The 25,773-nt window shown below is 71.6% G+C and carries 29 protein-coding genes; 17 read left to right on the top strand and 12 right to left on the bottom strand.

Translation table 11 applies throughout. The features are described 5' to 3' along the window. Nucleotides 1–81 precede the first annotated feature (81 nt). From QM517_RS06445 to QM517_RS06435, 3 genes are all read left to right on the top strand, one after another. Nucleotides 82–834, top strand: coding sequence for a hypothetical protein (locus tag QM517_RS06445; protein WP_283286040.1), 753 nt, complete (start codon nt 82–84; stop codon nt 832–834). A gap of 45 nt (nt 835–879) precedes the next feature. After that, entirely contained in the window at nt 880–3,411 is a 2,532-nt protein-coding gene (locus QM517_RS06440) for a DEAD/DEAH box helicase (RefSeq protein ID WP_283286039.1), read from the top strand. Between the two features lie 114 nt (nt 3,412–3,525). Beyond that, nucleotides 3,526–3,729: a hypothetical protein gene (locus QM517_RS06435; protein WP_283286038.1), complete on the top strand. Its 204-nt coding sequence runs from the start codon at nt 3,526–3,528 to the stop codon at nt 3,727–3,729. 66 nt (nt 3,730–3,795) lie between these two features. On the opposite strand, the gene QM517_RS06430 is transcribed toward QM517_RS06435, so the two are convergent. Continuing rightward, nucleotides 3,796–4,353 (bottom strand): Dps family protein, encoded by a 558-nt coding sequence (locus tag QM517_RS06430; RefSeq protein ID WP_077052231.1) that lies wholly within the window; start codon nt 4,351–4,353, stop codon nt 3,796–3,798. Between the two features lie 163 nt (nt 4,354–4,516). Here QM517_RS06430 and QM517_RS06425 point away from each other — a divergent pair, with 163 nt between their 5' ends. Together QM517_RS06425 and QM517_RS06420 are read left to right on the top strand one after the other, a co-directional pair. Then, nucleotides 4,517–6,325 (top strand): glycoside hydrolase family 15 protein, encoded by a 1,809-nt coding sequence (locus tag QM517_RS06425; protein WP_283286036.1) that lies wholly within the window; start codon nt 4,517–4,519, stop codon nt 6,323–6,325. Nucleotides 6,326–6,378: 53 nt separating this feature from the next. After that, entirely contained in the window at nt 6,379–7,272 is an 894-nt protein-coding gene (locus QM517_RS06420) for an SDR family oxidoreductase (RefSeq protein WP_077052229.1), read from the top strand. 97 nt (nt 7,273–7,369) lie between these two features. On the opposite strand, the gene QM517_RS06415 is transcribed toward QM517_RS06420, so the two are convergent. Next, nucleotides 7,370–7,831, bottom strand: coding sequence for a GNAT family N-acetyltransferase (locus QM517_RS06415; RefSeq protein ID WP_278102400.1), 462 nt, complete (start codon nt 7,829–7,831; stop codon nt 7,370–7,372). 84 nt (nt 7,832–7,915) lie between these two features. Between QM517_RS06415 and QM517_RS18600 the strand changes: the two genes are divergently transcribed. Continuing rightward, a complete protein-coding gene (locus QM517_RS18600; RefSeq protein WP_283286022.1) occupies nt 7,916–8,881 on the top strand; it encodes a helix-turn-helix transcriptional regulator in 966 nt (321 codons plus the stop codon). Between the two features lies 1 nt (nt 8,882). Here QM517_RS18600 and QM517_RS06405 read toward each other — a convergent pair whose 3' ends face one another. Continuing rightward, nucleotides 8,883–9,143: a hypothetical protein gene (locus QM517_RS06405; RefSeq protein ID WP_283286020.1), complete on the bottom strand. Its 261-nt coding sequence runs from the start codon at nt 9,141–9,143 to the stop codon at nt 8,883–8,885. Nucleotides 9,144–9,284: 141 nt separating this feature from the next. Between QM517_RS06405 and QM517_RS06400 the strand changes: the two genes are divergently transcribed. Next, nucleotides 9,285–9,443 carry a hypothetical protein gene (locus QM517_RS06400; RefSeq protein ID WP_139340730.1) on the top strand — a complete coding sequence of 53 codons (159 nt, stop codon included), beginning with the start codon at nt 9,285–9,287 and terminating at the stop codon, nt 9,441–9,443. A gap of 13 nt (nt 9,444–9,456) precedes the next feature. On the opposite strand, the gene QM517_RS06395 is transcribed toward QM517_RS06400, so the two are convergent. Then, a complete protein-coding gene (locus QM517_RS06395; protein WP_283286017.1) occupies nt 9,457–10,476 on the bottom strand; it encodes an epimerase in 1,020 nt (339 codons plus the stop codon). Nucleotides 10,477–10,530: 54 nt separating this feature from the next. Here QM517_RS06395 and QM517_RS06390 point away from each other — a divergent pair, with 54 nt between their 5' ends. From QM517_RS06390 to QM517_RS06370, 5 genes are all read left to right on the top strand, one after another. Beyond that, nucleotides 10,531–11,127 (top strand): hypothetical protein, encoded by a 597-nt coding sequence (locus QM517_RS06390; protein WP_283286016.1) that lies wholly within the window; start codon nt 10,531–10,533, stop codon nt 11,125–11,127. A gap of 255 nt (nt 11,128–11,382) precedes the next feature. Then, entirely contained in the window at nt 11,383–11,940 is a 558-nt protein-coding gene (locus QM517_RS06385) for a copper resistance CopC family protein (RefSeq protein ID WP_283286014.1), read from the top strand. A 10-nt stretch (nt 11,941–11,950) separates the two neighbouring features. Further along, the gene (locus tag QM517_RS06380; protein ID WP_283286012.1) at nt 11,951–12,499 is read left to right on the top strand and encodes a copper chaperone PCu(A)C; all 549 of its coding nucleotides are present in this window, start codon (nt 11,951–11,953) and stop codon (nt 12,497–12,499) included. Beyond that, nucleotides 12,499–13,722, top strand: coding sequence for a Dyp-type peroxidase (locus tag QM517_RS06375; protein WP_283286010.1), 1,224 nt, complete (start codon nt 12,499–12,501; stop codon nt 13,720–13,722). Before QM517_RS06380 ends, QM517_RS06375 begins: the two co-directional genes overlap by 1 nt. After that, nucleotides 13,719–15,146 (top strand): PepSY-associated TM helix domain-containing protein, encoded by a 1,428-nt coding sequence (locus QM517_RS06370; RefSeq protein WP_283286007.1) that lies wholly within the window; start codon nt 13,719–13,721, stop codon nt 15,144–15,146. The genes QM517_RS06375 and QM517_RS06370 overlap by 4 nt, the downstream gene beginning before the upstream one ends. 9 nt (nt 15,147–15,155) lie before the next feature. Here QM517_RS06370 and QM517_RS06365 read toward each other — a convergent pair whose 3' ends face one another. After that, on the bottom strand, nt 15,156–15,536 hold the full coding sequence (locus QM517_RS06365) for a hypothetical protein (protein ID WP_283286004.1): 381 nt from the start codon (nt 15,534–15,536) through the stop codon (nt 15,156–15,158). A 134-nt stretch (nt 15,537–15,670) separates the two neighbouring features. Here QM517_RS06365 and QM517_RS06360 point away from each other — a divergent pair, with 134 nt between their 5' ends. Beyond that, a complete protein-coding gene (locus QM517_RS06360; RefSeq protein WP_283286002.1) occupies nt 15,671–16,663 on the top strand; it encodes an aldo/keto reductase in 993 nt (330 codons plus the stop codon). Nucleotides 16,664–16,730: 67 nt separating this feature from the next. Here QM517_RS06360 and QM517_RS06355 read toward each other — a convergent pair whose 3' ends face one another. From QM517_RS06355 to QM517_RS06340, 4 genes are all read right to left on the bottom strand, one after another. Next, entirely contained in the window at nt 16,731–17,183 is a 453-nt protein-coding gene (locus QM517_RS06355) for an SRPBCC family protein (protein WP_077052217.1), read from the bottom strand. A gap of 100 nt (nt 17,184–17,283) precedes the next feature. Next, nucleotides 17,284–18,489 carry an NAD(P)/FAD-dependent oxidoreductase gene (locus QM517_RS06350; RefSeq protein WP_283285999.1) on the bottom strand — a complete coding sequence of 402 codons (1,206 nt, stop codon included), beginning with the start codon at nt 18,487–18,489 and terminating at the stop codon, nt 17,284–17,286. Between the two features lie 68 nt (nt 18,490–18,557). Further along, complete coding sequence (locus QM517_RS06345; protein WP_283285998.1) at nt 18,558–18,884, bottom strand: DUF7882 family protein; 327 nt, start codon at nt 18,882–18,884, stop codon at nt 18,558–18,560. A gap of 105 nt (nt 18,885–18,989) precedes the next feature. Continuing rightward, the gene (locus tag QM517_RS06340; protein ID WP_077052214.1) at nt 18,990–19,919 is read right to left on the bottom strand and encodes a helix-turn-helix transcriptional regulator; all 930 of its coding nucleotides are present in this window, start codon (nt 19,917–19,919) and stop codon (nt 18,990–18,992) included. A 242-nt stretch (nt 19,920–20,161) separates the two neighbouring features. Between QM517_RS06340 and QM517_RS06335 the strand changes: the two genes are divergently transcribed. From QM517_RS06335 to QM517_RS18595, 3 genes are read left to right on the top strand one after another with little or no spacing between them, the layout of a single operon-like run. Further along, nucleotides 20,162–20,509 (top strand): sugar ABC transporter ATPase, encoded by a 348-nt coding sequence (locus QM517_RS06335; RefSeq protein WP_077052706.1) that lies wholly within the window; start codon nt 20,162–20,164, stop codon nt 20,507–20,509. Nucleotides 20,510–20,562: 53 nt separating this feature from the next. Next, a complete protein-coding gene (locus QM517_RS06330) occupies nt 20,563–21,372 on the top strand; it encodes an alpha/beta fold hydrolase (protein WP_283285995.1) in 810 nt (269 codons plus the stop codon). Beyond that, on the top strand, nt 21,353–21,928 hold the full coding sequence (locus QM517_RS18595; RefSeq protein ID WP_283285993.1) for a TetR/AcrR family transcriptional regulator: 576 nt from the start codon (nt 21,353–21,355) through the stop codon (nt 21,926–21,928). The genes QM517_RS06330 and QM517_RS18595 overlap by 20 nt, the downstream gene beginning before the upstream one ends. Before the next feature lie 85 nt (nt 21,929–22,013). Here QM517_RS18595 and QM517_RS06320 read toward each other — a convergent pair whose 3' ends face one another. The 3 genes from QM517_RS06320 to QM517_RS06310 form a co-directional block, all read right to left on the bottom strand. After that, a complete protein-coding gene (locus QM517_RS06320) occupies nt 22,014–22,214 on the bottom strand; it encodes a CDGSH iron-sulfur domain-containing protein (RefSeq protein ID WP_283285991.1) in 201 nt (66 codons plus the stop codon). Continuing rightward, nucleotides 22,211–23,194, bottom strand: coding sequence for an iron-containing redox enzyme family protein (locus QM517_RS06315; RefSeq protein WP_374114680.1), 984 nt, complete (start codon nt 23,192–23,194; stop codon nt 22,211–22,213). The genes QM517_RS06320 and QM517_RS06315 overlap by 4 nt, the downstream gene beginning before the upstream one ends. Before the next feature lie 175 nt (nt 23,195–23,369). Continuing rightward, nucleotides 23,370–23,822: an Hsp20/alpha crystallin family protein gene (locus QM517_RS06310; protein WP_278102384.1), complete on the bottom strand. Its 453-nt coding sequence runs from the start codon at nt 23,820–23,822 to the stop codon at nt 23,370–23,372. Between the two features lie 293 nt (nt 23,823–24,115). Between QM517_RS06310 and QM517_RS06305 the strand changes: the two genes are divergently transcribed. Further along, a complete protein-coding gene (locus tag QM517_RS06305; RefSeq protein WP_283285986.1) occupies nt 24,116–25,630 on the top strand; it encodes an HNH endonuclease signature motif containing protein in 1,515 nt (504 codons plus the stop codon). Nucleotides 25,631–25,773: the final 143 nt, after the last annotated feature.

Genomic DNA, 25,773 nt, shown 5'->3' with positions numbered 1-25,773 from the left:
TGCAACGCGGCATCCGCTGGTCTATTCCCGCGAATGGAGGCGACGGCCCCGACGCGTCCGGGCTGTGGCACGATGCAGGGCATGGATGTCGAGCTGCGGAGCGAGCTGCAGGCCCTCCGCGCTCGGGCGTACGGGCCGGATGCCGACCTGGATCGCGATCCCGCCGCCGTGGAGCGGCTGCAGGAACTGGAGGACCTCGAGCGTCTGGCTCGGGTCGAGGCCGTCGAGCGGCCGTCGGTAACCCCGCCCACGGCTCCGGACGCCGCGCCGCTCGTCGTCGACGACGATGACGTGGAGTCCGGCGAGCCCCCCGCCCGGCGCCCGGTGGTGCGGCGTGCGCGCACGCTGTGGCTGTGGGCGGGGTCGCTCGCGGCCGTCGCCGCCGTCGCCAGCGCCGCGTCGATCGCGGCGACGACGTTCGTGCCCGTCGCGCGGACCGCGGGCGTCGCACAGGTCGATACGCTGCGGGCCGACCCGTCCGCCGACGACTCCCCGGTGAGGAGCATGGGGTTCGATTCGTCGGAGGTGTCCGTCTACGCCGACTTCCACGGTCTCACCGCGTACGCCGGGACGACGCAGGTCGACTCGTCGGGAACTCGAGCCGAGTGCCTCATCCTCATCGACACGTCGACCATCCCCGCGTCGGGCGACATCACCGCGTCGCAGATCGGGTACCGGTACGGCGGGTGCGGCGCGGGGGCCTTCCCCGCCACGATCGAGTTCGTCGTGACGCCCGACCTGCCCGACGCCTTCCGGGCGCGATTCCCCGTCGGCAGCTCGCTGCAGTTCGTGCGCGACGGCGACCACGTGGGGGTCTTCTCCGACGCGGAGTGAGTCCGTGCGGCCGGGCGGCGACCGGGGGGATGAGAGGGTGGTCCAGTGACCTCGCTCCTCGACCATGTGCCCGCAGGCAGCGACCCGGATGCCGCCTACCTCGGGTTCGTGGAGTGGGCGAGCAGCCGCGGATTGACTCTCTACCCCGCCCAGGACGAGGCGATCATCGAGATCGTCTCCGGCGCCAACGTGATCCTGTCGACCCCGACGGGGACGGGCAAGTCCCTCGTCGCGGTCGCCGCGCACGCGGCATCCCTCGCCCGGGGCGGCCGCAGTTACTACACGGCCCCGATCAAGGCTCTCGTGAGTGAGAAGTTCTTCGCGCTGGTCGAGATCTTCGGCGCGGAGAACGTCGGCATGGTGACGGGGGACTCCTCGGTCAATTCCGACGCGCCGATCATCTGCTGCACGGCGGAGATCCTCGCCAACCTCGCTCTGCGTCAGGGATCGGACGCGGCCGTCGATCAGATCGTGATGGACGAGTTCCACTACTACGGCGAACCCGACCGCGGGTGGGCGTGGCAGGTGCCCCTGCTGCTGCTGACCCGGGCGCAGTTCATCCTCATGTCGGCGACTCTCGGCGACGTCGCCGACATCGCCGACGATCTCTCCCGCCGCACCGGGCGGGCCACCGCCCGTGTCACGGGAGTGGAACGGCCCGTGCCGCTGCACTTCGAGTACGCCCGCACCCCCGTGCACGAGACGGTGCAGGAGCTTCTCGACACGAAGCAGGCCCCGGTCTACGTCGTCCACTTCTCCCAGGCGGCGGCGATGGAGCGGGCTCAGGCGCTGTCGTCGATCCGGATCATCGGCCGTGAGCAGCGCGACGAGATCGCCGAGGCGATCGGCGGATTCCGCTTCACCACCGGCTTCGGCAAGACCCTCTCGCGCTACGTGCGCGCGGGCATCGGCGTGCACCACGCGGGCATGCTGCCCCGGTACCGGCGGCTCGTCGAGACCCTCGCCCAGCGCGGGCTCCTGCGGGTCATCTGCGGCACCGACACGCTGGGCGTGGGCATCAACGTCCCCATCCGCACCGTGCTCCTGACGGCCCTCACGAAGTACGACGGCACGCGCATGCGCCAGCTGTCGGCCCGCGAGTTCCACCAGATCGCCGGCCGCGCGGGCCGCGCGGGGTACGACACCGCGGGAACCGTCGTCGTCATGGCACCCGATCACGAGATCGAGAACGCCGCGCAGATCCTCAAGGCCGGCGACGACCTGAAGAAGCAGAAGAAGATCGTGCGCAAGAAGGCGCCGCAGGGGTTCGTCAACTGGACCGAGCAGAGCTACGACCGCCTGGTGGCGGCCGAGCCCGAACCGCTGCAGCCGCAGATGAAGCTCACGGCCGCGATGCTCATCAACGTCATCGCCCGCGGTGGCGACGTGTTCGGCAACGTCCGCTCCCTGGTCTTCGACAATCACGAGCCGCGCCCCCGGCAGTACGACCTCGCCCGCCGTGCCATCGCGATCTTCCGCACCCTGGTGCAGGCGGGCGTGGTCGAGGCGGGGGAGGGCGGCATCCGGCTCACCGTCGACCTGCAGCCGAACTTCGCGCTCAACCAGCCGCTGTCGCCGTTCGCGCTCGCCGCGATCGAGATGCTCGACCCCGACGTCGAACTCGGCAGGGGGCCGGATGCCGCGCCCCCGGCGTCGTCGGTCGGCACGGGGCACTACGCCCTCGACGTCGTCAGCGTGATCGAGGCGACGCTCGACGATCCGCGTCCGATCCTGTCGCAGCAGCAGTTCCGCGCGCGGGGCGAGGCCGTGGCCGCGATGAAGCGCGAGGGCATCGAGTACGACGAGCGGATGGAACTGCTCGAGGAGATCACCTGGCCCAAACCCCTCGACGCGTTGCTGGCGCAGGCGTACGAGGTGTTCGCGTCGAGCCAGCCGTGGATCCGCGACTTCGAATTGTCGCCGAAGTCGGTCGTGCGGGACATGTTCGAGCGGGCGTGCTCGTTCGGTGAATACGTCTCGCTGTACCAGCTCGCCCGCAGCGAGGGGCTGGTCCTGCGCTACCTGAGCGACGCCTACCGCGCGATCCGTCAGACGGTGCCGGTCGACGCGCAGACGCCCGACCTGCTCGACCTCATCGCGTGGCTCGGCGAGCTCGTGCGCCAGGTGGATTCGAGCCTCGTCGACGAGTGGGAGCAGCTGATCAACCCCGCCGACGACCCGTCGGCCCCGGTGGTGCCCCCCGCGCCGCCGTCGATCCTCACGAACCGCCGCGCGTTCGTCGTGCTCGTACGCAACGAGATGTTCCGCCGCGTCCAGCTCGCCGCCCTCCAGCGCGACGACGAACTAGTCGGACTCGATCCCGACGTCGACTGGCCGGGCGTTCTCGACCGCTACTTCGACGAGCACGACAGCATCGGCACCGGGGGCGCATCGCGGTCCTCCGCACTCGTCGACATCGACGAGTCCGCGGCGACGGACGGCGTCTGGCGCGTCGAGCAGACGATCGACGACCCCGCCGGCGACCACGACTGGCGCATCCGCGCCGAGGTCGATCTCGGCGCCTCCGAGGAAGAGGGCACGGCGATCGTGCGCGTCACCGAGGTGCTGCGGCTCTGACCCTTCCTCCCCGGTGGATCGCGGGGTGAAGTTGTCCACGGTTCGCGCACGTACGCGTGCAGGGCGACCGGCGGCGGCGTAGGTTCGACGACACCCCGCTGAAAGGACCTGCCCGTGAACGTCGACACCGCTCAAGCGATCATCGCGCTCGCCGCCTTTTTCGTGACCTTCGCCGCGGCGATCCTGAGCGGGATGAAGTGGATATTCGCCCGGATGGAACATCGCATGGAGCGCCGCTTCGCAGAGTCGGAAGCTCGCTGGAATGCCCGGTTCGCGCGTGGGGAGAGCAGCCCAGCCCAGACGTTCGCACGCAGCTGATCCTTGCCGGAACGACGGATGCCGAGGCCCTCGAGCCCCGGCATCCGGTGTCATCGTCCGATGAGGTTACTTCCGCGCGACGCGGTTCTCCGCGCTGACCATCCACGACAGCTGCTCGAGACGCTCGAGGATGCCGTGCAGGATGTCGGCGCTGGTCGGGTCCTCCTCGTCGACGTCGTCGTGCACGGCGCGCACGGTGCCGACGGTCGCGTCGAGGCGCTCGGTGATGAGGTCGACGACCTCGGCCGTGTCCACCTCGCCCTGCGGGAACTCCGGGAGGGTCGTCGTCTCGGCGATGGTGTCGCTGCGGCCGTCGGGCAGGGCGTGGAGCGACCGCATGCGCTCCGCGACCGTGTCGCTGAACTCGCGCGCGGCGTCGATGATCTCGTCGAGCTGCAGGTGGGTGTCGCGGAAGTTCTTCCCGACGACGTTCCAGTGCGCCTGCTTGCCCTGGATCGACAGCTCGATGAGGTCGATGAGGACGGCCTGCAGGCTGTCGGTGAGCTTCTCCGAAGCCTGGAAGCCCTTCTCGGCGTTCTGCTCGTCGGTGGTCTCGGGGCCGCTGCCGCCGCGGGCCGGGCGACGGCGGTTCTTGGTCGGGGTGTCCTTCGTGGTGGGGGACATGCGCGTTCCTTTCACTCGCTGTCGCCCTCGACGTTAGGTCGTGCGTCGCGGCGACGGTCGGGGGTTGCGAGGGCGACGGTGCCGCGGTACCGGCCCCGTACCCGCTCGGCACGCGATCGACAACCCCCGAAGCGCGGCGCGAGACGGTTCCTAGCGTGGGACCGTGCTCACGACCCCGCCTCCGCCGTCCCGCCCGCTGCGCGACTACGCCGCGATCGGCGACGGGCGGACGGTCGCGCTGATCGGGCTGGACGGCGGCGTCGACTGGCTTCCGCTCCCCAACATCCACTCGCGACCGGTCTTCGCCCGGCTCGTCGACGAATCGGCAGGGGGGTGCATCCAGCTCGCGCCGGTGGAGGAGTACGAGGTCACGCGACGCTACATCCCACGCACCAACGTCCTCGAGACGACCTTCACCACCGCCTCCGGTGTCGCCACCGTCACCGACGCGATGGTGACGGGGATCGCCGGCCGTCTGCCCTGGGCCGAGCTCGCCCGTCGCGTCGACGGAGTGGCGGGCGAGGTCGAGTTCGCCTGGTGCGTGCAGCCGGGGACGATGCTGCGTTCGGCCGCGCCCTGGACCGAGCGCATCGACGGCTTCTCGATCATGCGCATCGGGCACGTCTCGCTCGCGGTGACCGGGCACGAGTACGGGCTCCGCGGCGAGCCGGATGCCGGCGACGAGAGCATCGACGGCGGCTTCACGACCGCGGAGGGCTCGCGCCACCTGCTCGTGATCGCCGCGACGGAGGGCGAACCTCTCCGCATCCCCGACGCGCAGAACGTCGACCGCGGGATCGACCGCACGATCGGCGGCTGGGAGATGTGGTCCGACGAGTTCTCGTACCGGGGCCCGTGGGCAGACGACGTGCAGCGCAGCGCGCTCGCCCTCAAGCTCCTGCTGTTCAGCCCCACCGGTGCCATCGCGGCGGCGGCGACCACCTCGCTCCCCGAGAACCCGCGCGGCGGGAAGAACTGGGACTACCGCTTCGCGTGGGTGCGCGACCTCGCCTATACGGCGCACGCGTGGGTGGGCTTCGGCCTCCGCGAGGAGACGCACGCCGCGATCTCGTGGCTCCTGCGCACGATCCGGAAGAACGGTCCCGAGGTGCAGGTGATGTACACCCTCGACGGCGATGCCGAGATCGGCCTGGAGAAGCACCAGGTGCCGGGGTGGAACGGGAACCAGCCGGTGGTCACCGGCAACCCCGCGCAGGGCCAGCTGCAGCTCGGCGTCTACGGCGACCTCATCGCCCTGTGCCGCACGTACGTCGAGGCCGGAAACCGCCTCGACATCCAGACGGGGCGGCTGCTCGCCGACGTCGCCGACCGCACGTGCGATCTCTGGCGGCGTGCCGATTCCGGCATGTGGGAGCTGCCCGAGCTCGAGCACTACACCTCGTCGAAGATGGGCTGCTGGAAGGCCCTCGATGACGCGCAGTGGCTCGCGGACGGCGGCCACATCCCCGACAACGGCGACCGCTGGCGCGCCGAGCGCGACCGCATCCACGCGTGGGTCGAGGAGAACTGCTGGTCGGAGTCGGTGCAGGCCTACACCCTGCGCCCCGGCTCCGACGACCTCGATGCGTCGGTGCTGCTGCATGCGCCGACCGGTTTCGACCGGGGCGAGCGCATGTCGAGAACCGTGGATGCCATCACCGAACGCCTCGGAACCTCGAACCACCTCGTCTACCGGTACACCGGCATGGACCAGGAGGAGCACACCTTCGTCGCGTGCGCCTTCTGGCGGGCGACGGCTCTCGCGTGCGTCGGCCGCCACGCCGAGGCCATCGAAGCCATGGACGCGCTCGTCGCGCAGGCGAACGACGTCGGCATGTACTCCGAGATGATCGCCGAGGACGACGGGGCCTTCTGGGGCAACCTCCCGCAGGCGCTCAGCCATCTCGCGCTCATCAACGCCGCGCTCGTCATCCGTGAGGTGGTCGACGAGGGCGACCTCGGCGACCGCTGACCCTTCCCCGCCGCGGCGACTCGCGTCGCGGCATCCCCCCGAAAGGACTCGCCATGACCACGCAATACACCTTCACCGACCCCGCGAAGCTCTACGCCGACATCGAGCCGTCGAAGCAGCACCAGCCCGAGCCCGGTCTGGATGCCGAGCTGAGCCCGAAGGCCGCCCTCGGCGAGGACACCTACGTCGGCAGCGGCCGGCTGGAGGGGCGCAAGGCCCTCATCACCGGCGCCGACTCCGGCATCGGCGCGGCCACCGCGATCGCCTTCGCCCGCGAGGGCGCCTCGGTCGCGATGTCGTACCTGCCGGAGGAGAAGGAGGATGCCGATCGCATCGCCGGGATCCTCCGCGAGGCCGGCGCGACCGTCGCGCAGATCCCGGGCGACCTCCGCGACCCCGAGTACTGCCGTGCGCTCGTCGCGCAGGCGGTCGAGGAACTCGGCGGACTCGACATCCTCGTCAACAACGGCGGCAAGCAGCTGTTCAACGAGGACCTCACGACCCTCACCGACGAGCAGTTCGACGCCACGTTCAAGACGAACGTGTACGCGATGTTCTGGGTGACCAAGGCGGCGCTTCCGCACCTGCCGGCGGGGTCCGCGATCATCAACACGACCTCGATCCAGGCGTACTCGCCGTCGGCGATCCTCGTCGACTACGCCTCGACGAAGGCGACCATCAACGCCTTCACCAAGGCGCTCGGTCAGCAGCTGGCGCCGAAGGGCATCCGCGTCAACGCCGTGGCTCCCGGCCCCATCTGGACGCCGCTGCAGGTCTCGGACGGTCAGCCCCAGGAGAAGGTCGCGGAGTTCGGCGAGGAGACGCCCCTCGGGCGCATGGGGCAGCCCGCCGAGCTCGCCCCGGCGTACGTGTACCTGGCATCCGCGGAATCGAGCTACGTGATCGGCGAGACGCTCAACGTCAACGGCGGCATGCCGACCCCGTAAGTACCGCGGCGTCGCGACGAGAACAGGCGATGCGACCGGAACAGGCCGATTCTGTGCGAATCGGCCTGTTCTCGGTGCATCGCCTGTTCTCGCGGTGTCAGGTCAGCGGCTTGCGGTAGAAGATCTCGCCGTCGGGGGTGGTCTCGGAGCGGTGATACCCCTCGCGCTCGTAGAGGCGCTGATTGGCCTCGCTGAGACCGCCGGTGAACAGTTCGGCCTCGGTCGCACCGGCTTGGCGCCCACGTTCCTCGACGGCGGCGAGGAGCTTCGACCCGAGGCCCCCGCCCTGCTGATCGGGTGCGATGGCGAGGCGACCGATCAGCAGGAGCTCGTCGTCACGGCGTGCGCGAACGGCTCCGACGAGACGGTGGCCGACGATCGCGACGCAGCCGAGGTTCTCGACGAGTTCGGCCTCGAGCTCCTCGAGGGTCTGGGTCAGGGGCGGCATGTCGGGGTCGCCGTAGATCAGCGCTTCGCTGGCGAAGGCGGCGCGCTGGATCGTCAGGACCTCTCCGGCGTCGTCGGGGTGGATGTCGCGGATGACGGGCGAGTCGGTCACGGGGGCTCTTTCTGGAGGTGGGTGAACTATCGGCGGCGATGAGAAGATGCCGGTGGGATCGCCGGGTTAACTACTATGGCGGTGGTGCAGTCCAGCGGGAACGAGGTGCCGCAGGCCGTGAGCAGCGACTATTACGACACACGCGTGCGCACGGCGGAGGCGGCGGAAACCCTGGAGTGGCTGCGCGCACAGTACGGTCGTGTCGACATGCAGGTGGAGGTGGGCTCGTTCGCCGAGCGCGCCGTCGGTGACGACGCCTTCTCGTTGCGTCACCTGTCGTGGAGATGCCGGGCCGAGGTCGAGTACGGGGTCGATCGGTTCTTCTTCGCCACCGGAACCCCCGGTTTCTCGTGGCGTATCGGGTCGGCGAGCGGCGAGTACAGCATCGAGCCGGCCGTCGCCCAGCCGGGCCAGGAGTATTCCGGTGTCGCCGATGGTGCGGAGATCGACATCGTCGCGTTCGACGCCGCGCGACTCGAGGACGCCGTCCGCACCATCTACGGAGACGACGCTCTCGAGGTGCGTTTCGACGGAACGGGCCCGGTATCCCGACGGATGCGCGACTACTGGGTCGCCACCCTGCGCTGGGCCTTCACCCAGCTCCCTCTTCTCGCCGAACCCCTGGTGCGCGCGCACGTGCACCGCGCGCTCGTGTCGGCCACCCTGGAGGCGTTCCCCCTGGCGGGTGACCCGCGTGAGCGGCGCGCCTCGGCGATGGCTCAAGCGGCCACCTACTCCGCCGCCATGCGATGGATGGACGATCACGCGTCGTTACCCATCACGGCCGACGACGCCGCACGCGCGACCGGGACCTCGGTTGCGGGGCTGCGTCGCGCCTTCGCCGCGAACGGGCAGCTCTCGTCGACTCCCGAGGGTTACCTGGAGCACGCACGCGTGAGCGCCGCGCACGCCGACCTGATGGCATCCGATCCGACCCGGACGACGGTTGCGGAGATCGCGCTCCGCTGGGGTTTCGTCGATCTCCCCGGATTCGCCGCGGCGTACCGCGCGGCCTACCGGGCCGACCCGAAGACGACGCTCGATCGCTGATTCAGCGATCGCGGTCGGTGTACTCGCCCGGACGCTCGGTGTCCTCGCGCGACTCGTCGCCGGAGGGGAGCTGCACGTCGGTGTAGGAACCGGCCTCGTCGGCGCGCGGCCGCGCTTCGGTGCCGTCGGCCCGCTCGTTGTCGACGTAGTCGCCCGGAGCGTCGAGGTTGCGTCCCGCCTCCTCGCCGTCGGGCAGCTGAACCTCGGTGTACTCGCCCTCTTCGGGTCCGGTGCCGTGGCCGGTGGTGTCGCGATCGCCCATGATGCGCCTCTCTCGTGGTGACGGATCCGACGCTAGACCGCGAGCCTTCCGCGCGCCGGGACCTTGACACGCGCGTGCACCGGCGTGTGCCGTCTGTCAAGGGCGCGGGCCGATTCCCGTAGACGGAGCAGGGTGGATGACATGCCAGCTCTCGCCATCCTCCTCATCGTCGTCGGTCTCGTCTTCCTGTTCCTCGGCATCTTCGTCGAGGCCGTGAAGTTCCTCCTGTGGATCGGGATCATCATCCTGATCGTCGGTGTCATCGCGGCACTGCTGCGCTTCGTGCGCCGCAACACCTGATCTCCCCCTCTTCTCAGCTCGAGAAGAGATCGCGGGCCCGGGGCCGGCGCTGGGATGCCACGGCGTCCAGCGCCGGCCCCAGTTCGTCGTACGCGAAGGCGAACCCCGCGCGGGTCAGGACCCCGGGCACCGCCCATCGACTCTTGAGCACCAGCTCGGGTTCGTTGCGCAGGACCGCCATGGCGGGGTCGAGCATCCACCGGAACGCCGGGAGACCCACCGGCATCCCCGCGACCCGACGTACCTCGTGCATGAGGGTGCGGTTGTCGCTGACCCCGGGGGCCGACAGGTTCACCGGTCCCGCGATGACGTCGCGTTCGCGCAGGAAGCGGACGGATGCCACCACGTCGTCGATGTGGATCCAGCTGAAGCGCTGGCGTCCCCGCGTGCGGTGCCACGACGACCACGCGGGTCCGCTCGGGCGTGCCCCGATCCCGCGGTAGCGACGGTGCGGAAACCACCAGCTGTCGATCTGCGGACCGCCGAGACCCAGTCTGCCCAGGGCGAGGAGCATGCGCGTGGCCGGGCCGTCGCCCAGCACGATCGCCATGCGGAGTGCGACCCGCCGCGTCGTGGGCAGCTCGCCGTCGAAGAACGCCCGCTCCCAGCTCGTGGCGACGTCGACCGAGAAGCCCTCGCCGATCACGCCGTCGACCTCGTCGTTGCCGCTCTCCGTCTCGTGCCGGTAGATGGTGGCGGTCGAGGCGTTCATCCAGACGCGCGGGGGGTGGGCGGCATCCTGAACCGCCCGATGCAGGGCGCGGGTCGTATCGACCCGGGAGCGCAGGATCTCGTCGCGATTCGCGTCGGTGTACCGGCACGACACGATGCGGCCGGCGAGGTTCACGAGCACGTCGGCGCCGTCCACGAGCCGCGCGATCCCCGCCGGGTCGGTCCACGTCGCCGTGCCGGTGCGCCCCACCGTGGCGACCTCGTCGCCGTCCTCGCGGAACGCGGCGACGAGCGCCTGACCGACGAATCCGCTCGCGCCGGCGATCACGACGCGGCGAGGGGCGGCCGGGGTGCTCGTCATCCGGCCAGCCTAGGGGTGGCGGGAGAGTCGGCGCCCGGCTGACAGAATGAGAACATGCGACGACAGGACCGGGGCACGCGCGTCGCGCGCGGGACGGTCGCTGCGAGCGTGGCCACCTTCGTGGCCCTGCTGTCCCACGTCACCGCCGGCGGCACCGTGCCGGGAGCGTTCGGGATCGTCGTCCCGCTCGCGCTGTCCTTCGTCGTCTGCGTCGCTCTGGCCGGCCGCCGCCTCTCGGTCTGGCGCCTGGGCGCGGCCGTGACGCTGAGCCAGATCCTCTTCCACGCCCTCTTCGTGCTCGGCACGTACGACACCGGGCGCGCCACGCACGTCCACGGCGTCGCCACCGTGCTCGACGGTCCCGCCGGCCCCCTGGTGACCGCGGACGTCACGATGGGCGGGTGGCACCTCGTCGCCGCCGTCGTCACGACGCTGGCGCTGCACCGCGGTGAGAGCACCGTGGCGCTCCTCCGGGTGCTGGCCGACCGGCTCCTGGTCTGGCTGCGTGCCCGAGCGGCGATCATCGCCGTGGGCCCCCTGCCCGTTCCGCTGCGTCGCGTCCCCGTCGTCGTCTTCGCCGCCGTGCGCCCGGCCTCGCTGCTGCTCACCGCCTCCGCGCAAAGGCGCGGACCGCCCCTCTTCGCGCTCTGACGCCCCGCATCCCTCCGTTCGTGGAGGGATGCCGATGACCTCTGTGCCCCGCGGCGCGGACGGTTCACGTCGGGTGGCAGAGCCTCGCATCCCCGACATCCACCGGGGTCGTCGCGCGCCGCGCGCGCGGTCCGGCGTTCGCCATCGAGCGAGTACGGACTCCGACGGCCCTCGGCGTCCGCGTCCCGCGCGCCCCGGTGCGCCCGTGCGCGGTCGCTGTCCGACGGGTGCTCCGGCATCCGGGAAGAGGTTCCCATGCATCGCCTCCGCGTCGTCGCGGCGGGGATCGTCGTGGCTGCCGTCGCCGTCCTGGCGTCGTCGGTCCCGGCCTCCGCCCACGACGAACTGCTCTCCAGCTCACCCTCCGCGGGTCAGCGTCTGCCCTCCGCACCCCAGGAGATCTCGCTGAGATTCTCCGCCGACGTCATGGACGTCGGGGCAGAGGTGATCGTCGCCGACGGCGACGGCACCGACTGGGTGGCGGCCGACCCCGTGGTGGCATCCGGGACCGTCTCGGTCTACCTGGCGGACGGCATGCCGGTCGCCGGGTACGAGATCCGGTGGCGCGTCGTCTCGGTCGACGGCCACCCCATCTCGGGGGTCATCCCGTTCACCGTCGGAAACGCCGCGCCCCTCGAACGGGCCGCGGTCTCGACGGCGCCCTCCCCGCAGGCGGCCCCCGCCTCCACCGACGGCGCGGGGATTCCCCGTGTCGTCGTCATCGCCGCGATCGGGGCGGGCCTCGCGCTCGCCGTCTTCGTCGCGGTCTCGTTCCCCCTCCGTCGTCGCGGTGCCCGCGGCGATCAGTCCTGAAAGGTTCTCCATGTCCGTCCGCACCACCTCCCTCCTGCGCTTCGGCGCCCTCGCCCTGGCCGCGACTCTCGCTCTCTCGGGGTGCGCCGGCGCCGCGGCGCCCACCACGTCCGCCACACCGGAGGCCGACGCGTTCTCGACCAGCGACGTCTGGGTCAAGGCCGCCGACGCGGGGATGAGCGCCGGCTTCGGCGAGCTCCGCAACGACGGCGACACCGACCTCACGGTCGTGTCGGCCACCAGCCCCGCGACCTCTGCGATGGAGCTGCACGAGACCGTGCAGAACGAGTCCGGCCAGATGGTCATGCGCCCGGTCGAGGGCGGATTCGTCATCCCCGCCCACGGGGCGATCACCCTCGAGCCGGGTGGCAACCACCTCATGTTCATGGACGTCACATCGCCCTTGCTCGTCGGCGACGAGACCACGATCACCCTGACGTTCTCGGACGACTCCACGGCGCAGATCACCGCGCCCGTGAAGGAGTTCGCCGGTGCGAACGAGACCTACGAGGGCGACATGGGCGAGATGGACATGGGGTCCTCGGAGTCGGACCACTGATGGCGTCCCGCGATCGATCCGCTCCGGGCGATCGCGGCCTCGGCCGGCGGGGGTTCCTCCTCGGGGGAGCCGTCGCCGGCGCGGGGGCGCTCGCCGCGGTCGGAATCGACGCGGCCGTCTCGGCCGGAGCGACGGATGCCGTGTCCGCGGCGCCATTGAACGGCGATGTCGTCGTGCCCTTCCACGGCGCCCACCAGGCCGGCATCGACACGGACGCGCAGGCGCACGTGTCGCTCGTCGCGCTCGACCTGCGCGCCGACACCGACCGCGACGCCCTGCGCCGTCTCATGCGCCTGCTCACGGACGACGCCGTGCGTCTGACGCGGGGGCAGGGCGCCCTCGCTGACACCGAACCGGAGCTGGCCGTCTCGCCCGCGCGCTTGACGGTGACCTTCGGGTTCGGCCCGGAGTTCGTCGCGCGCACGGGCGCCGCGGCCCCCGCCTGGCTGCGCCCGCTTCCCGCGTTCACGATCGACCGGCTCCGGCCCGAGTACGGCGACGGCGACCTGCTCCTGCAGATCGCCGCGGACGATCCGGTCACCGTCGCCCACGCCACGCGCATGCTGCTCAAGGACGCGCGGGCGTTCGCCACACCCCGATGGGTGCAGCAGGGCTTCCGCCGCGCGCACGGGACGACGCGCCCGGGGACCACGATGCGCAACCTCTTCGGCCAGGTCGACGGCACCGCCAACCCGCTGCCCGGGACCACCGGGTTCGACGAGGTCGTCTGGTCGCGCGAGGGCTGGCTGACCGGCGGGACGGGGATGGTGGTGCGGCGCATCGCGATGGACCTGGACAAGTGGGACCGGCTGGATCGTCCCGGGCGCGACCAGGCGGTGGGGCGTTTCCAGTCCACGGGCGCCCCGCTCACCGGGACGGACGAGTTCGACGAGCCCGACTTCGCGGCCAAGGATGCCATCGGCTTCCCCGTCATCCCGGAGTTCTCGCACGTGCGGCGGTCCCGGTCCGACGACCCCGCGGAGCGCATCTTCCGCCGCGGCTACAACTACGACGACGCGCCGCCGACGGACGCGGTCTCGGACGCGGGACTGCTGTTCGTCTCGTTCCAGGCCGACGTCGATCGGCAGTTCGTCCCCCTGCAGCGACGACTCGACGAACTCGACCTGCTCAACGAATGGACGACCCCCATCGGGTCGGCCGTGTTCGCCCTTCCGCCCGGCTGCGCCGAGGGCGGTTTCATCGGAGAAGGAATCCTGACATGACCACCACCGACACCGAGCAGGTGCCCGCCTCCGCGGCATCCGACCCCTCCCCTCCGCGCGTCCGGAAGGGCTGGTTCACGGCGCTCCTGCGCCGGCTGCACTTCTTCGCCGGGGTGCTCGTGGGGCCGTTCATCCTCGTCGCCGCGCTGAGCGGGGCGCTGTACGCGATCACGCCGACGCTCGATCGCATCGTGTACGCGCACGAGCTGACGGCGCCCTCGACCGCCGCGCCCCTGCCGTTGGCCGATCAGATCGTCGCCGCCGAGAGGTACGTCGGCGGCGACGCGACCCCCGTCGCCGTGCGGCCCGCACCCGAACCGGGGGCGACGACCCGCGTCATGTTCGCCGACCCCTCCCTCGGCGCGAGCGAGACCCGCGCGATCTTCGTCGACCCGGGATCCGCCGAGATCCGCGGCGACCTCACGGCGTACGGCACCAGTGGCGCCCTGCCCGTTCGCACCTGGGTCAGCGATCTGCACCGGAACCTCCACCTCGGCGAGCCCGGACGGTGGTACAGCGAGCTCGCGGCATCCTGGCTCGGGATCGTCGCGCTCGCCGGCCTGGGTCTCTGGATCGGACGGATGCGGCGCAGCCGTCGGGGGCGCGTCGACCTCGTACGTCCGAACCGTTCCCACACGGGCTATCGCGGACTGTTCGGATGGCACGCCTCGATCGGCGTGTGGGTGGTGCTCGGGGCCGTGTTCCTCTCGGCCACCGGGATCACGTGGTCGACGTTCGCGGGCGCCAACGTCGCCGACCTGCGCGCCGCCGTCGGCGGGGGCACTCCGGCGCTGTCGACCTCGCTCGAGGGGGAGACGGCGACGGGCGGTGACCACGCGCACCACGGCGGAGCCGCGACCGCACCGACGGGGGCTGCGAACCCCGCGACCTTCGACGCCGTGCTCGCGATCGCGCAGCGCATCAACGTCAACACGGGGCAGGTCGAGATCAAGCCCCCCACCGCCCCCGGCAAGGCCTGGGTCGTGCAGGAGATCCAGCGCAGCTTCCCGACCGAGGTGGATGCCGTCGCCATCGACGGTTCCACGATGCAGGTGACGGACCGGGTCGACTTCGCCGAGTACCCGCTGCTGGCGAAGCTGTCGCGCTGGGGCATCGACACGCACATGGGCTCGATGTTCGGACTCGCCAATCAGCTGGTGCTGCTCACCCTGGCTCTCGGGATCGCGACGCTCGTCGCTCTCGGCTACGCGATGTGGTGGAAGCGCCGCCCGACCCGGGGCGTCGCGGCCACCCCCGCGCGCGGGGCGCTGCGCGGCGCGCCCTGGTGGGGGATCGCCCTCGTGCTCGCCGGAGCGATCGGGCTGGGGCTCCTCCTCCCGTTCGTCGGCTACACGCTCGCCGCGTTCGTCGTGCTCGACCTGGTCCTCGGGTTCGTGCAGCGACGGCGCGCGACGGCCGGGTAGCCGCCGGGGTCAGTCCTCGTCGGGATCGGGCAGGTTCTGCGCGACCCTGCTCGATTCCGCCGAGGACCGACCGACACCGGGCTGGTACCTGCCGATGGGGGAGTCGGCATCCACGTGATCCTCGCCCGTCGACGGTGCGGAGGCGTCGGGGGACTCGTCGGGATCGGGGTGCGAGGTCGAACCGCCGCCGCGGGTGCCCACGCCCGGGCTGTCGTTCTGACTCGAGACGTTCGGCACGCGCGCGTCGTCGGCGTCGTCGATCTCGGTGGCGGAGACGGCGCCGGTGTCGGCGCCCGCCCCGCCCGCGGGGACGTCGGCGGTCAGGCCCTCGGCGTCCGAGACGGTCTGCTCGTGGTCGGCGCCGGGGAGGTTCTCGGGGGGAGTGGTCACGGTGGTCCTTCCGGTGGGGGTGTGGCCTCACGCTAGGCGGACGTGCGCCGGGCGATGACGGGGTTGACGGGGCGCGGTGGCCCGGGTGTCGGAGGGGCTGGATAGGCTCGGGGAGACCCCCGAAAGGAACCGCAATGCAGCAGCGTCCCCTCTCCCGCACCGGCCGCGAGGTCTCCGCCATCGGCCTCGGCACCTGGCAGCTCGGTCCCGACTGGGGCGGGGTGAGCGAAGACGCGGCGATGCAGGTGCTGGGCGCGTCGGTCGACGCCGGCGTGACCCTCTTCGACACGGCCGACGTGTACGGCGACGGGCGGTCGGAAGAGCTCATCGGCGCGTTCCTGCAGACCTCCGATGCCGCGGGCGTCACCGTGGCGACCAAGATGGGGCGTCGCGAAGACCAGGTGCCCGAGAACTACACGATGGACAACTTCCGCGCGTGGACCGAGCGGTCGCGCCGCCTGCTCGCCCAGGACACGCTCGACCTCGTGCAGCTGCACTGCCCGCCGTCGGCCGTGATCGACGACGATGCGACGTACGACGCGCTCGACCAGCTCGTGTCCGAGGGCGTCATCGCCGCCTACGGCGTCTCGGTCGAGACGATGGATCAGGCGCTCTCGGCGCTGCGGCGCCCGAACCTGACCAACCTGCAGATCATCTTCAACCCGTTCCGCCTGAAGCCGCTCGACGAGGTGCTCCCGCTCGCCGCGGAGAAGGGCGTCGCGGTGTTCGCGCGGGTCCCCCTCGCCAGCGGGCTGCTGTCGGGGAAGTACTCCGTCGACACGACGTTCGACAAGGACGACCACCGCACCTACAACCGCAACGGCGAGGCGTTCGACAAGGGCGAGACGTTCTCGGGCGTGCCCTTCGCCGAGGGCGTCGCCGCGGCCGACGAGCTGAAGGCCGCCCTCCCCGAGGGTGTGACCCTGCCCGCCGCGACGCTCGCGTGGATCGCGTCGCGCGAGGGCGTGACATCGGTCATCCCGGGTGCCCGGTCGGCCGAGCAGGCCACCGCCAACGCCGCGGCCGCCGACCTGCTCGACGGGGGCTTCGACGTCGCGGCCTTCGACACGCTCGTGCGGGATGTCTACGACCGCCGCCTGCGCGCCGAGATCCACCCGCAGTGGTGAGTCGCCCCTGACACGACGGATGCCGGACCCCGAGGGGGTCCGGCATCCGTGTTCCGTGGGAAAGACGTCAGCTGACGTCGCCGCGCCACGAGCCGGACTCGGCACCGCGCGACTCGATGTACTCCTTGAAGTGCTCGAGGTCCTTCTTCACCGAACGGTCGTCGGCGCCGAGCACGGCGCCGGCCTTCTCGAGGAGCCCGGTCGGCTCCCAGTCGATCTGCACGGTCACCCGGGTCTCGTCGTCCGAGAGACGGTGGAAGGTGACGACGCCGGCGTGGTTCTCGTCTCCGCCGACGCTGTTCCACGCGACGCGCTCGTCGGGGTGCTGCTCGGTGATCTCGGCGTCGAACTCGCGCTCCGCGCCGGCGATCTTGACCTTCCAGTGCGTGAGCGTGTCGGTCTTCTGCGTGATGGACTCGACGAAGCTCATGAAGTGGGGGAACTCCTCGAACTGCGTCCACTGGTTGTAGGCGACGCGGACGGGAACGTCGACGTCGATGGTTTCGATGACCTGGGCCATGATGTCCTCTCTCGGTGATCCGGGGCTGGGGCCAGTCTTCGCGGGAAATCTTCCGCCGACCCCGGGGTTGAGGGATCGGCGGATGTGGCCTATGGGCGCCTCAGGCCCGTCCGCGCAGGATCAGGTGCCAGTACACCCAGGGCAGGATCCGCCGATCCGCGATCCAGGTCGAACGCCGCTCGCGCGACAGCGAGCGCCAGAACGGAACCGTCGGCTGCGGCTTCCCGCGACGGTCGAACTCCGCGAAGACGACGGTTCCGCGCGAGACGGTGAAAGGGACGACGCTGTAGCCGTCGTAACGCGCGCGCGGGGCGGCTCCGCGCAGGACCGCCCGCAGGTTCTTCGCGAGCACCTTCGCCTGCGGCCGGATCGCCCCGCCCGAGGGGCGGGTCGCGACGCGGGCGGAGTCGCCGAGCGACCAGACGTCGGGGAAGCGGCGATGCCGGAGCGTTTCGGGGTCGACGTCCACGAAGCCGTGCGGGTCGTCCGGGTCGGCGAGCCCGCTCCCGGCGATCCACTCGGGCGCGCGCTGCGGCGGGACGGCGTGCAGCACGTCGTAGGAGAGCGTCTCCTCGTCGTCGCCGTGACCGATCGTGAGCGTGCGGGAGGCGGCATCCACCCTCCTCACCTCGCGGGAGTACCGCACCTCGACGCCGTACCCGTCGAGTACCCGGTGGAGCTCGCGATCGATGTCGGGGATGCCGAAAGGGACGGGGTCGGGGAGCACGAGGACGACGCGGATGTCGTCGAGGACCCCGAGCGCGCGCCACCAGTCGCACGCGAGGTAGAGCGGCTTCTGCGCGGCCGCGCCGCACGAGGCCGGCTCCGGCGGCTGCGTGAACACGACGGTCCCGCGACGAAGGTCGCGCAGCACCGTGGACGCCTTCACAGCCAGGGCGAGGTCGTAGTTCGACACGCCCTCGGGCTGGGTCATGGCCTCGGGGAGACCCGGAATCGCCTCCCACGCCAGCCGGAGACCCGCGGCCACGACGAGCTGGTCGTAGTCGAGGCGCCCGCCCGACACGAGGTGCACGCGGCGGGCGGCGGGATCGACGGTGAAGGTCTCGTCCCGCAGCCACCGCACGCCGGGCGGGATCACGTCGGCCTGCCGGCGCGCGGCCCGCGAGGCCCGGGCGGTGCCCCCGGCGATGTGGGACTGCAGCGGTGCGTAGACGTGCTGCTCCCGCGGCTCGATCACCGTGACGTTCCCGAGGCGCGCGTTGTGCAGGCGTCCGGCGATCGAGAGCCCGGCGTTCCCGCCCCCGATCACCACGATCCGCGTCTCGGGTGAGGGTGTGTGCGGCATGCGGCATCCTTCCGTTCCCGTCAGGGAACCCCGGGGCGGGCCGGGAGGCGAGCGGGTTGACAGCGAGGTCAGCCGAAGGGGTCGGCCGTCAGGGCATCCTCGGCCGGCTCGGGGACGACGTACAACCCGGTGGGGGAGTTCGCCATCGTCATGAGCGCCTCGAGCCAACTGCGGTTCAGTGCCGGCGGGCGGCCGCCGTGGAACTTGAACACGATGCTCGCGTGCGGGTGCAGCCATACCGATGTGCGGCCTCCGCCCGTGCTGACGTCGTCCTTCCACTGGAAGTAGAACGGCTCGCCACGACGCAGCTTGTTCCCGATCACGATCTGGAGGTGGGCGAGCACGCGGTCCTCGAAATCGGCGCGGACCGCTCCCTCGTACATGAACTTCCCCACGATCGATCCCTTTCGTCGCCCAACCTCGTCACTGTGCCCCGTTCCCCCCTCTCCGGCCGCCGTCGCAGACCTTTCGCGCCATCACGACACGGAATGCGACGGGTGTCAGAACATGCGGGCGGTCTGGGCGGGGTTGCGCCCGTACATGTCGCGGTAGAACCGCGCGAACCGCGACGGGCTGGAGAACCCCCACCGGCGGGACACCTCGCCCACCGTCGCGCCGGCGTTCTGCAGGTCGCGGTGCGCGGCGGCGAGACGGACCGTGCGCAGCTGCTCGGAGGGCGTGACGCCCAGGGCGCGGCGGAACGCGTGCTGGAGCCCCCGCGTCGAGATGCCCGCCGCCGCAGCGATGTCGTCGACGGTGATCGGCTGGTGCGCGTGCGCGTCGATGAACGCGAGGGCCCGTCGGACGGTCCGCGGTGCAGCCGCGCGCTGGGCGGTGCGGTCGAGGGCCTCCAGGTAGGTGGTGGAGAAGGTCGTGAGCGTGGAGATCAGGGCGTGCCGTTCGAGCTCGGCGGCGATGAGCGGCTGCTCGTGCCCGACGGCGAGGGCGGATGCCACGTACCCGAAGCTGCGCTCCCACTGTGCGGCGAGGGTGCGGTCGCGCGCGACCGGATCGATCGAGCGCAGCACGAGACGGTCTTCGCCCGAGACCGCACGGGCGATCCGCTCTGCCGATGTCCGGTCGAAGAGGAAGGCCCGCACCTTCCCGGTGCCGCTCCAGCGCGCCTGCATCGCCCTGTCGCCCGTGATCCACGGCTGCCGGGCGTCGAGCGAATGACCCTCCGTCGTCATGCGTGCGTCGAGGGCGGCGAGCTGGCAGGCCATGATCTGGTCGTCGAGGTGGATGGAGGACCGCACGTCGGCGCGCAGCGAGTACTGCACGAGCGAGAACGCCCCCGTGTCGATCGACGTCCAGCGGAACCGCACGCGCAGCGGATCGACGTGCTCGAGTCGGGCGCTGGGGATGAACTGCTGCCACACCGTCTCGACGTCGCGAGCGCCGGTGGCGTTGACGGTGAGGACTTCCCCCATGCGACCCTCCTCCGCGGTGTCCGGTCCGCGGCATCCCGGTTATCTTGCCCCCGCCGTCGAGGTCGGACGTGTCGCGGGACGGGCCGCGCGAGGATTCGGCCTCGGAGCGAAACCGGGGGAGCGCGCGGTGGGCGGGCGCGCTGTCAAGGGGGCGTGGGTCGGTGCGGCCGGAGGCTGGGATGGGGGAGTCGCCCGTCGTGGCGGCGCGTGCGCCCGACGCACGCATGATCGAAGGGACACCCATGAGCGACACTTCTTCCGACCAGACCATCCCGGCCGCCTCCGACGGCGTGGCCGGCGTTCAGCCTCTGCGCGACGGCGACACCTCGATCGAGCCCGACCCGACGCTGGATCCCGCACAGGCGGAGTGGGATGCCACGACCGCACTCGACGAGGGCGTCGATCCCGCAGACCTCGACCCCGCCACGGCGACGGGTGCCGATCCGGCCGAGATCCCGGCCGACGACGCCGACATCCCGCTGGAGGACGTGCACCCGGAGTCCACCGGCACTGACTCGCAGGGCCAGGATCCGGGTGTGGTCGAGCTCGGCGAGGAGGGCCAGGGAGATCTCGCGCCGGAGGACCTCTGAGGCTGCCGCGATCGGTGCTTGCCGTAACTGGCTAATAGGCGTAGCTTATGGCTATGTACATTAGCCAAGTGCAGGTGGACGGCGGGCGACTGGCCGTCGAGGTGCGCGGACAGGGCCCCCTCGTGGTGTGCTCGCCCGCGATGGGCGACGAGCGCGACGCGTTCGGGCCTCTCGCCGACCGGCTCGTGACCGCCGGGTACCAGGTGGCGCTCGTCGATCTGCGCGGGCACGGCGACAGCGATACGAGCTTCGCCGAATACGGAGACCGTGCGACCGCGAACGACCTCGTGGCCGTGATCGAGCGTCTCGGCGAGGGGCCGGCGGTGATCGCGGGGGCCTCGATGAGCGCCGGTGCCGCGATCATCGCGGCCGGCGAGCGCCCCGATCTCGTGAGCGCCCTCGTGCTGCTCGGGCCCTTCGCCCGCAACGGCAACGTCGCGCTCGGGATGCTCCTGCGCGTGCTGCTCGCCCGTCCCTGGGGGCCGGCCGTCTGGCGCGGCTACTCCGCGTCGCTGTGGCCGGGACTTGGCGTCGGTGCGCGCGAACGGGCCGCGCACCTGTCGCGCCGACTCGCGCGGCCCGGACGGTGGCGGGCGTTCTCCCGCACCACGCGCGTCGATCACTCGGTCGTCGCGCCGTTCCTGCCGCGCGTCACCGCTCCCGCGCTCGTCGTGATGGGAGAGGCGGACCCCGACTGGAAGGACCCCGCCGCCGAGGCCGCCTGGCTCGCCGGCGAGCTCTCCGCCGACGTCCAGCTCGTCCCCGGCGTGGGCCATGCGCCGATGCTCGAGGCTCCCGACGTCGTCGCCGACCGGGTGCTCATGCTCCTCGCGGAGGTGAGCGGTGCCGCGGGCCGGTCTTGACGCCGACGTCGTCGTCCGCCGCGCCGCCGAGCTCGTCGACGCCGAAGGAGTGGCATCCCTGACCCTCTCCCGCGTCGCCGCCGCCCTCGGCGTCGCCGCTCCCAGCCTGTACAAGCACGTCGGCGGTCTCGGCGATCTGACGGATCGTCTCGCGCTCGCCGCCACCCGCGCCTTCGGCGACGCCCTCGCGCGATCGTCGCGCGGGGTGTCGTCCCGCGACGCCCTCGGGGCGCTGGCCGCGGCCTACCGGGGTTTCGCACGCGAGCGTCCCGGCATGTACGAACTCGCCCAGCGCGGGGGGACCGGTGCCGAGTGGGAGCAGGCGGCGGCCGAGGTCGTGGACGAGATCATCCGGGCGCTCGCCGGGTACGGCGCCGGGGCGGCCGACGTCCACCGCATCAGGTACGTCCGTTCGGCTCTGCACGGGTTCACCGACCTGGAGAGGATCGGCGGTTTCCGTCAGCCCGAGTCGGTGGACGAGACCTTCACCCGCCTCGTCGACGCGCTGGATGCCGAACTCTCCCGGCCCGTGGACGGCGAGCACGCGGCGAAGTGACGGCATCCCCGTCGGCGGAAACGACTCCGGGGTGGGCGATCGGGCTCAGGATGCCGGGTCGCGCGGACCGTCCGCGACGGATGGGTCAGTCGTCGGTGCGGAACCCGGCGGGCTTGTGCGTCCCGTCGCAGAACGGCTTGATCCTGGACAGGCCGCACCGGCACAGCGCCACCGTGCGCCGGCGCTTCTCGATCGGGGCGCCGTCGGCGTGACGCAGGTCCACGTCTCCGCGCACGAGCAGAGGGCCGTCGGGATAGGCCGTGATGCGCGGACGCTCGGCGGTCACCGGGCGTCCTCGGGGCGCAGCGAGGACGCGCCACGCCCCCAGGCATCGAGCAGGTGCTCGCCCACGCGACCATCGACGCTCAGGCAGGCGGCAGCGCCGAAAAGGATGTCGGGGAGCAGATCGGGGCGGTCCTCGGCGAGGGTGCCGGCGAGGTCGCGGGCCGCGATCTGCTCGTGCACCGCGTCGGCTTCGACGTGCTCGTCGAAGTAGCCGCACACGTCGTCATCGAAGCCCAGTCGCCGCAATCCCTCGGCGTACAGGCGGTTCGGGATCGAGGACGTCATCTCGAACGCCGCGAGGTGTCCGACGATCGCGCCGAGGAGGCGCCGGTTGAGGCCGAACATCGACATCGCATTGTGGGATGCCAGGGTCACGGCGGGCACGTCGTCGACGTAGGCGCCATAGGCGTCGGAGAGTCCGGCCGCGCGCACGGCACGGGCGAAGAGCTCGGCGTGGACGCGCTCGGGGTCGCCGCCGCCGTACTCGTCGGACTGGATCTCCACCAGCGCGGCTTTCGGGCGTCCGGTCAGGCGCGGGATCGCCCAGGAGTGCGGGTCGGCCTCCCGCAGCGTGTAGACCGAGCGGTGCACGAGGAACTCGTGTGCCTGGTCGAGGGTCGCCTTCTTCGCGAGGTGGCGCGAGAGGCTTGGACCGCCGTCGGCGGCGGTCAGGGTGAAGAGTGCGCGGGCCACGGCATCCGCGGTCGCCGCCGGGAGTTCGGGTGGGAGGATGCGCGCGCGCAGCGCGGTCTCGAATGCCCGCTCGATGACGCCGCGGGTGGCGATGAGCGACGGCTCCCACTCGAGCTCCGGGTCGAACGCCGGGACCGACCCGTAGGCCGAGGCGTACAGCGCGAAGAGGGCGAGCTGGAGGTCGTCGTCGGTCTCGACGTCGGCCGACGCGGCGACGGCCGCATCGGCGAGGACCGTGTGGTTCGTCGCCGCGCCCACGCCGAGGTGGTGCAGGACGGCAGCGCTCACCGGGCCGCGCGGAGTGAAGGGAAGGGTGGGGGCGTCGTCGGCGTCGATGGCGGCCGGCGGATCGTGGGGGGAGAGGGTCGCGGACACCGGAGCACTCTGCGGGCGCCGCTCCGGATCGCCGAGGGCCTTGACACGGGCGGAGGGGGCGACCCATCGGCCGCCCCCTCCGGGGTGCTCACTGCTCGATCGGCTGCGGGGTGCTCTCGTGAGCCTCGATCACGTCGCCGGCGTCGTCGGTGGACACCGCGATCCGCCGCGGCTTCGCCTTCTCGCTCACGGGGATCGTGACCGAGAGCACTCCATTGCGGTAGGCGGCGCTGATGCGCTCGGTGTCGATGCCCTGGCCGAGGTTCAGCTGTCGGACGAACGACGCGGTCTCGCGCTCGCGCGTGATCCACTTGACGTCGTCGCCCGCGGCGAGGGTGCGCTCGGCGCGGATCGTGAGCAGCTGACCGTCGACGTCGATGTCGACCGAGCCCGGGTCGACGCCCGGAAGGTCGGCGGACAGGACGTAGTGGTCGCCGTCGCGGTACAGGTCCATCGGCATGCGTCGCGGTCCGCCGCGGCGGGCGTCGAGGAGCGTCGACGCGAGGCGGTCGAGGTCGCGGAAGGGGTCGTAGGTGGCCATGGTCGTTCTCCTTTTCGATCGGTCCGGATGCGGCATCCGGAAGGTTCATTGAAGTTGAGTCTCTGTCGCTCAACTTGATGTCAGATTAGCACTCTCGTGGGGAGAGTGCCAAGGATTTTGGCGCGAGTCGCGTGGCGGTCGTCGCGCCCATCTGGGCCTGGCGAGGGCGGCGTCGTGGGTGCGGTTTCGCGCGCCGTGGCGCCCCTTCTGCACAGGTCTCGGGGGTTCGGGGTTGTGCACAGATTCACCGCCTGATCGGGGGGAACGTCGGGGGCTTCGAATAGCGTTCGTACATGTCTTCGAATGTTCCGCCCGAGCCGTCCGGGTCGAGGGTTGTGGCGATCGACGTGGGGGTGTTGGCGGGTCTGGTCGCCGACGTCGTCGTCGCCGAGGCCGCGGTCGCGTCGGCGGAGGTCGCGCGCGTGCGGGCTTTGGCCGCGGTCGGGCGACTCGCCCTGGATGCCGCAGCGACGACACGGGCGTCGGTGCGGGCCGCGGAGATGGCATTGCGGGAGGTGGCGTCCGAGGTGGCGGCCGCATGCCGGGCGTCGGATCGCACGGTGCAGCGCGACATCGACGACGCGGTGATGCTGGTGGAGTCGTTCCCGCGAACCGTCGCGGCGTGGGAGAGCGGGGCGATATCGCGGCGGTATGTGCGGGTGATCGCGGACGCCGGCGCGGGGCTGCCGGCGGAACGGAGGGCGGACTTCGATGCCGAGGCCGTGTCCCTCGCCGGGGAGGCGTCCAGTCCGGGCCGGTTGAAGAGCCGGCTCGCCGTGGCCGCGCAGAGGTTGCATCCGCGGACGGTGACCGAGCGCCACCGGGCCGCGCGCGAGTTGCGGTGCGTCCGCGTGGTCCCGGCGGCGGAGGGCATGTCGGACCTGATCGCGACCCTCCCGACCGTGCTCGCCGAGGCGATCCACGACCGGGTGACGCAGCAGGCCCGGGTCATCGTGGACGCGGCGCGGGACGCGAAGGCGGGCGACGGTCTCGGCGATGCCGCCCCCGGCGACATGGCCTCGACGGGCGGGGTCGCCCGCGGGGGGACCGCGTCGCCGACGGGTCGGGCGAGCGGCGACGGTGCCGTCGACGGCGACCCGGTCGCCGGTCCCGTCCTCCCGAAGCGGGATACGCGCACGATGGGTCAGGTGCGGGCGGACGTGTTCGCCGACATGCTCCTCACCGGCGACCCGACTCTCGACCCCACCCGACCCGACGACGGACCCGGCACCCTCGGCAAGATCCGCGCGAGGGTGCAGGTCGTCGTGCCAGCCGTGACCATGCTCGCGCCGGGAGGGGAGAACGCGGCTCCGGCCGAGCTCGTCGGCCGCGGTCCCATCGATGCGGAAACCGCGCGGCGCCTCGCCGAGGCCACCCGCGTCCCGTGGGATCGGGTGATCACCCACCCCGCCACCGGCGCCGTCCTGCACACCGACACCTACCACCGCACCACCGCGATCGACCGGCACCTGCGTGCCCGCGACCGCCGCTGTCGATGGCCCGGGTGCACTGCTCCCGCGATCCGCTGCGAGATCGACCACACCACCGACTGGGCGCACGGCGGGGCCACCGACGTCCGCAATCTCGCCTGCCTGTGCCAACGGCACCACACACAGAAGCAGTTCACGCGCTGGAGCGTGACGCAACTCCCCGACGGACTCCTCGAATGGACCTCACCCACCGGCCGCGTCTACACCGACCACCCCGATCCCTATCCCTCTGCCGTTCCACCCGCCAGTGTTCGATTCGCACCCGACCCAGCCCCCTGGGAGAAGCGGGTCGATGACGACGAGACGGCGGGTCCGTGAGCACGGAACAGATCTCGGGCCTGCCGCTGACCTCAAGCGTGCTGCTGTTTCCGAGCGCTGCTGTTTCGGAGCGCTGCTGTTCCTGGAGGCGGCAGTTCCCTGGGGCCGTGACGGGCCGCCCGCCCCGGGCGCGCGGGAGGCGG

It is taken from the genome of Microbacterium sp. IEGM 1404 (assembly GCF_030056775.1).
Lineage (GTDB): Bacteria > Actinomycetota > Actinomycetes > Actinomycetales > Microbacteriaceae > Microbacterium.
This window is presented reverse-complemented; position numbering and strand designations above follow the sequence as displayed.